The sequence below is a fragment of the Bradyrhizobium sp. PRIMUS42 genome, from assembly GCF_023006515.1.
Classification (GTDB): Bacteria; Pseudomonadota; Alphaproteobacteria; order Rhizobiales; family Xanthobacteraceae; genus Bradyrhizobium.
Genome location: NZ_JALBGZ010000336.1, coordinates 1 through 6,767 on the forward strand (window position 1 = coordinate 1; position 6,767 = coordinate 6,767).

A 6,767-nucleotide genomic window follows, 5' to 3' on the forward strand; every position below is an offset into this window, starting at 1 on the left:
AATCGCCGATCTGCGCGCCGGTGACGAGCGGCAGGCCGTCGCGGAAGCCGGTGGTGGAGGCGGCGCCGCCGGTGCACTGCGCGACGTTCTCATAGACCTTGCAGTCTTCGTAGGGTCCCGGGCCAAAGCCCTTGATCGAGGCGACGATCATCTTCGGGTTGATCGCCTGGATCTTCTCCCAGGGGAAGCCCATGCGGTCGAGCACGCCGGGGCCGAAGTTCTCGACCAGCACATCGCATTTCTTGATCAACTCGGTGAGGACTTCCTTGCCCTTGGGGTTCTTGGTGTCGAGCGTGATCGAGCGCTTGTTGTGGTTGAGCATGGTGAAATACAGACTGTCCACGTTCGGGATGTCCTGCAGCTGGCCGCGGGTGATGTCACCCACGCCCGGACGTTCCACCTTGATCACGTCGGCGCCGAACCATGCCAGCAGCTGCGTGCAGGTCGGGCCTGACTGAACGTGGGTGAAGTCGAGAATGCGAACGCCCTTGAGCGCTTTGGTCATCGTGTTGCTCCGTACTCTGTGTCTGCCCCCGCAAACCGCAGGGAATAAAGGGTTGAGGGGGAGTTACTTCTTCTTCTGCAGAACGCTCTGCGGATTGAGGTTGCCGATGCGGCCGCTCTCCGAGCCTGCGGCCGGATCGATCACCGCGTTGATGAGCGTCGGCTTGCCGGAGGTCATCGCTTCGTTGACGGCACGCTTGAGCTCGTCGGGCGAGGTCGCGTTGACGCCGACGCCGCCGAAGGCTTCCATCATCTTGTCGTAGCGCGCGCCCTTGACGAACACCGTCGTCGCCGGATCGGAATTGGCGCCGTTGACGTCGGTGCCGCGATAGATGCCGTCATTGTTGAAGATGACGACGCAGATCGGAAGATTGTAGCGGCAGATGGTCTCGACCTCCATGCCGGAGAAGCCGAACGCGCTGTCGCCTTCCACCGCGAGCACGGGGTGGCCGGTCTCCAGCGCGGCGGCGATCGCCTGGCCCATGCCGATGCCCATCACGCCCCAGGTGCCGACGTCGAGACGTTTGCGGGGCCGGTACATGTCGATGACGCCGCGGGCGAGGTCGAGCGTGTTGGCGCCCTCGTTGACGAGGATCGCCTCGGGGTGCTCCTTGATCACGTTCTTCAGCACGCCGAGCGCGCCGTGATAATCCATCGGCGACTTGTTGTTCATGAGCTTCGGCGCCATCTTGGCGACGTTCTCTTCGCGCTTGGACGAGATAGCCTTGGTCCATTCGGCGGGCGGGGCGGTCCAGCCTGACGCCATCGCCTGGTTGAAGGCGGAGACGACCGAGCCGATGTCGCCGACGACGGGGGCGACGATCTCGACGTTGGAGTCCATCTCGCGCGGCTCGATGTCGACCTGGATGAACTTCTTGGGCGCTTCGCCCCAGTTCTTGCCCTTGCCGTGCGAGAGCAGCCAGTTCAGCCGGGCGCCGATCAGCATGACGACGTCTGATTCTTTCAGCACCGTGGAGCGTGCAGCACCCGCGCATTGCGGATGCGTATCGGAGAGGAGGCCCTTGGCCATGCTCATCGGCAGGAAGGGGATGCCGCTCTTCTCGACGAAGGTTTTGATCTCCTCGTCGGCCTGCGCGTAGGCCGCGCCCTTGCCGAGGATGATCAGGGGACGCTTCGCCGCCTTGAGCACGTCGAGCGCGCGCTTGATCGAAGCGGGCGAGGGGATCTGCGCGGGCGCAGCGTCGATCACCTTGACCAGCGACTTCTGGCCGGCATCGGCGTTCATCACCTGGCCGAACAGCTTTGCCGGCAAGTCGAGATAGACGCCGCCGGGGCGGCCCGAGACCGCGGCGCGGATGGCGCGGGCAAGGCCAATGCCGATGTCCTGGGCGTGCAGCACGCGATAGGCCGCCTTGCACAGCGGCTTGGCAATCGCGAGCTGGTCCATTTCCTCGTAGTCGCCCTGCTGCAGGTCGACGATCTCGCGCTCCGAAGAGCCCGAGATCAGGATCATCGGGTAGCAGTTGGTGGTGGCGTGCGCGAGCGCGGTGAGACCGTTGAGGAAGCCGGGCGCGGAGACCGTGAGGCAGATGCCGGGCTTCTTGGTGAGGAAGCCGGCGATGCCCGCCGCATAACCGGCGTTCTGCTCGTGGCGGAACGAGATCATGCGGATACCGGCGGCCTGCGCCATGCGGCCCAAATCCGTGATCGGGATGCCCGGCACATTATAGATGGTGTTGATGCCGTTCAGCTTGAGCGCGTCGATGACGAGATGAAAGCCATCCGTCAGCTCCTGCTCGGTGCCCGGTGCTTCGGACTTGGTCGCGGTATTCAGCATGGGCCTTGTCTCCCTGGTCTCAGATAGTGGGGCGAGTTTTTCGCCCTTCTGGTGAACGTTGCTAAGTGAAGAGTTCCTGACCATGCGCTTCGACGTAAGCGGCAAGGCCGAGGGTGTGGTCGCGGGCGCGCTTCTCTGCGAGCTCGGTGTCGCGCGCCTCCAGTGCTTCGATCATGCCGAGATGCTCGGGCAGCGAGGTCGCGGTGCGGTCCTTGCGTCCGATGGTCAGCTGGCGATAGCCGCGCACGTGCAGCAGGAGGTCGTTGGTGAGATCGACCAGAACCGGCGATTCCGACAGCGAGATCAGCGCCTGGTGGAAGGCGATGTTGGCCCGCGAATATTCCTCGACGTGATCTTCAGGCAGCCGGTCCTTGCTGAAGTCCTTGAAGTAGTCGCGCAGCGCCGTGATGTCTTTCTTGCGTGCGGTGGTGGTGATGAGGCGGGCGGCCATGCTCTCCAGTGCTGCCCAGGCGCGGATCATGTCGACGATCTCGCTCTTGGTCCTTCGCACCACCATGATGCCGCGGCGCGGCACCGTCTTCACGAAACCGTCCTGCTCGAGCATCGCGATGGCTTCGCGGATCGGGGTGCGGCTGACGCCCAGGCGCTCGGACAGCGCGCGCTCGTCGAGCATCACCGGCTCGGGCGTCGAATAGATGTCCATCTTGAGGATGGCTTCCTTCAAGGCGTCATACGCCTTGTTCTTGAAGCTGCTCTCCGGGGCAATACGAACGATTGCGATGTCTGCCTCGGCCATGTTCGGCAACGCCTTGGTTGGTTTCCGTAGTGACACGACGAATCTCCTCCAGTGGGAGTCGTCTTTTACAGGAATATTAACGGGAAAGTTTTTGGCATACCACATGCCAGAATGTCAAGCTGGCTATTTTTTGCAGCGTTCCAAGGTGTGCTCTGGCTTGACAAGTTGGCTTCTGGCATACCAAATGCCATCGCCAGCCATTTTTGATCCAAGCCGGCGGAGTAGTCTCGGCTTTATGCCACTCCGTTCCGCGGCATGGAACGAAGCGCGGCGAATGGCAAGCATCACGGGCAGCCGCTACGCGCGCGCGCTTTGAAAAGAACGAACTGAGGTCAAGGGAGAAGCCACATGTCCAATTCCAAAGATGCCGTCCGCAAGGTGCTCGACCAGGTCAAGGCGGACAACCGCACCAGCCTGACGGCGCCGGAAGGCAAGCTGGTCTGCGACGCCTACGGCATTCCGGTGCCCAAGGAGGGCGTGGCGAAGTCGGCCGGCGAGGCCGGCAAGATGGCCTCGTCGATGGGCTTCCCCGTCGTGATGAAGATCGTCTCGCCTGATATTCTCCACAAGACCGAAGCCGGCGGCGTCATCGTCGGCCTCAAGACGGTCGAGGATGCCGAGAAGGCCTACGAGACCATTCTCGGCAACGCCAAGAAGTACAAGGCCGACGCCAAGATCGAGGGCGTCCAGGTGCAGCAGATGCTGGCCGGCGGCACCGAAGTGATCGTCGGCTCGATCACCGACGGTTCTTTCGGCAAGCTGGTCGCCTTCGGCCTCGGCGGCGTGCTGGTCGAAGTTCTCAAGGACATCACTTTCCGCCTCGCGCCCGCGACCAAGGAAGACGCGCTCTCGATGCTCGACGGCATCCAGGCCCACGAGATCCTGAAGGGCGTGCGCGGCGGCGAGCCAGTGAATCGCACGGCGCTCGCTGACGTCATTGTCAAAGTCTCGCAGCTCGTCACCGATTTCCCTGAAATCGTCGAGCTCGACCTCAACCCGGTGTTCGCGACGGCGAAGGGGGCGGTCGCCGCCGACGTGCGCATCGTCGTCGATTTCGCCTATGTGCCGAAGCCGAAGCCGCGCCCGACCGAAGAGATCGTCGTGGCGATGAACCGCATCATGCAGCCGAAGGCGGTCGCCGTGGTCGGCGCTTCCGCCGAGGACGGCAAGATCGGCAACTCCGTGATGAAGAACCTCATCAACGGCGGCTACAAGGGCGACATCTATCCGATCCATCCCAAGGCCGCCGAGATCCTCGGCTACAAGGCCTACAAGAGCGTCAAGGACGTGCCGGGCGTGATCGACACCGCCGTGTTCGCGATCCCCGCGAAGTTCGTGGCGGCAGCGCTGACCGAATGCGGCGAGAAGAAAATCCCGGGCGCGGTGCTGATCCCGTCGGGCTTCGCGGAAGCGGGCGCGCCGGAGCTGCAGGCCGAGATCGTCGAGGTCGGCAAGAAATACGACATCCGCCTGATGGGGCCGAACATCTACGGCTTCTACTATACGCCCGCCAATCTTTGCGCGACCTTCTGCACGGCTTACGATGTGAAGGGCTCGGCCGCGCTATCGTCGCAGTCCGGCGGCATCGGCATGGCCATCATCGGGTTCTCGCGCTCGGCCAAGATGGGCGTCTCGGCCATCGTCGGCCTGGGCAACAAGTCCGACATCGACGAGGACGATCTGCTCGCATTCTTCGAGCAGGACCCGAACACCTCGATCATTGCCCAGCATTGCGAAGACCTCAAGGACGGCCGCGCCTTTGCGGAGGCCGCAAAACGCGTCTCCAAGAAGAAGCCGGTCGTCGTGCTCAAGGCCGGCCGCACCTCGGCCGGCGCGAAGGCGGCGTCCTCGCACACCGGCGCGCTCGCCGGTAACGACAAGATCTATGAGGACGTCCTGGCGCAGTCCGGCGTGATCCGGGCCCGCAGCTTGCGGCAACTGCTCGAATTCGCCCGCGGCGTGCCGGTGCTGCCGACGCCGAAGGGCGAGAACGTGCTGATCATCACCGGTGCCGGCGGCTCGGGCGTGCTGCTGTCGGATTCCTGCGTCGACAATGGCCTGTCGCTGATGTCGATGCCGCCGGATCTGGACGCGGCGTTCCGCAAGTTCATCCCGCCGTTTGGAGCGGCCGGAAATCCTGTGGATATCACCGGCGGCGAGCCGCCGATCACCTACGTCAACACGGTGAAGCTCGGCCTGTCGGACGAGCGCATCCATTCGCTGATCCTCGGCTACTGGCACACCATCGTCACGCCGCCGATGGTGTTCGCCCGCAACATGGTCGAGGTGAAGAAGGAGATGGAGGCGAAGGGCTTTGTGAAGCCGATCGTGGCGTCCCTGGCTGGCGACGTCGAGGTCGAGGAAGCCGCCGAATATCTCTACCAGAACGGCATCCCGGCCTATGCCTATTCGACCGAGCTGCCGGTCGAGGTGCTTGGTGCCAAGTACAAATGGGCGCGCGGGGCAGGGCTGCTCTGAGGCGAAGATGCTGCTCCGGCATATTCTGGAGCGGCATTTTTCAGGTACGTCGTTCCGGGGCGATGCAAAGCATCGAACCCGGAACCTCGAGATTCCGGGTCTGGTCCTTCGGACCATCCCGGAATGACGAGGCTCCAAGGCGGCAGGTCGCGATGAACAAGAGCGTGATCCGGCGCAAATCGCTTGAGCCCCGATCTCCATCGGACGCCGAGCACGAGGCGCGTGATGGCGGCGTGCAGTCTGTCGACCGCGCGCTGTCGATTCTCGAAACGCTGGCCGAGGACGACGAGGGCTATCGCCTCAGCGATCTCGCCGTGCGCACCGGCCTCTCCGCCTCGACCGTGCACCGCCTGCTGGCGACGCTGGAAAGCCGACGCTTCGTGCAGTTCGACCGCGTCGAATCCAAATGGCATGTCGGCGTGCGCAGCTTCACGGTCGGCGCGAGCTTTGCGCGGCGGCGCAATTTTTCCGCGCAGGCGATTCCGTATCTGCGCAAGCTGCGCGATCTCACCCGCGAGACCGCCAATCTCGCCGTGGTCGACGACGAGTTCATCATCGTGCTGACCCGCATGGAGAGCCGCGAAATCATGCGCTCGCTGACCAAGGTCGGCGGCCGCGTGCCTATGGTGACCTCCGGCGTCGGCAAGGCGGTGCTCGCGACCTATTCCGACGAGGACGTCAGCGCTGTCATTCGGCACCATGGCATGCCCAGGTTGACCGAGAAGTCGATCGTGCGGCCGAGCGATCTGTTCAGGGAGCTCGGAAAGATCCGCAAGCAGGGCTTTGCGATCGACGATGAGGAGGCGCAGCTCGGCCTGCGTTGCGTCGCTGCGGTGGTATACAACGCTCTGGCCGAGCCGCTGGCCGCGATCTCCGTATCCGGCATGACCGGCCGGGTCACTGACGAGCGATTGCCGGAGATCGGACAAATCGTGCGGGACGTTGCCGCAGAGCTGACGGCCGCGCTCGGCGGGGTGATCCCGCCGCCCCGCTAACCACGGGCGCCCCGGGGGATGTCACTGGACAGCATCGGCCGTTTTGGCTGATATGCGACCAAACGACACAATGCGGCAAACGTCCGCATGAGCCTGGAGATGCCCCCATGTTTCGATTTCCCGCGCGCCTTGCCGGCGCGGCCGTCGCGCTGACCCTTGCGGCAGCGACGCCTTCTCTTGCCCAGCAACTCGAGCTCAAGCTGATGGCGCCGGCCGCACCCGGCGGCGGCTGGGA

At 63.9% G+C, this 6,767-nt stretch carries 5 protein-coding genes and 1 pseudogene; 3 read left to right on the forward strand and 3 right to left on the reverse strand.

Features of this window, described 5'->3' with window-relative positions; translation table 11 throughout:
- The 3 genes from MOV75_RS22540 to MOV75_RS22550 form a co-directional block, all read right to left on the reverse strand.
- Window positions 1-505, reverse strand: a 505-nt coding sequence (locus MOV75_RS22540; protein ID WP_247006639.1) for a CoA transferase, incomplete at its 3' end; no start/stop codon positions are given.
- A 63-nt stretch (window positions 506-568) separates the two neighbouring features.
- Window positions 569-2,302: an oxalyl-CoA decarboxylase gene (gene oxc / locus MOV75_RS22545; RefSeq protein ID WP_246929751.1), complete on the reverse strand. Its 1,734-nt coding sequence runs from the start codon at window positions 2,300-2,302 to the stop codon at window positions 569-571.
- A 61-nt stretch (window positions 2,303-2,363) separates the two neighbouring features.
- Complete coding sequence (locus MOV75_RS22550) at window positions 2,364-3,059, reverse strand: GntR family transcriptional regulator (protein ID WP_195799034.1); 696 nt, start codon at window positions 3,057-3,059, stop codon at window positions 2,364-2,366.
- Window positions 3,060-3,407: 348 nt separating this feature from the next.
- Here MOV75_RS22550 and MOV75_RS22555 point away from each other — a divergent pair, with 348 nt between their 5' ends.
- The 3 genes and pseudogenes from MOV75_RS22555 to MOV75_RS22565 all read left to right on the forward strand — a co-directional run.
- Window positions 3,408-5,537, forward strand: coding sequence for an acetate--CoA ligase family protein (locus tag MOV75_RS22555; RefSeq protein WP_246929750.1), 2,130 nt, complete (start codon window positions 3,408-3,410; stop codon window positions 5,535-5,537).
- A gap of 152 nt (window positions 5,538-5,689) precedes the next feature.
- Window positions 5,690-6,532, forward strand: coding sequence for an IclR family transcriptional regulator (locus tag MOV75_RS22560; RefSeq protein ID WP_246929749.1), 843 nt, complete (start codon window positions 5,690-5,692; stop codon window positions 6,530-6,532).
- Window positions 6,533-6,639: 107 nt separating this feature from the next.
- Window positions 6,640-6,767 (forward strand): annotated as a pseudogene (locus tag MOV75_RS22565) (tripartite tricarboxylate transporter substrate binding protein); the annotation flags it as partial.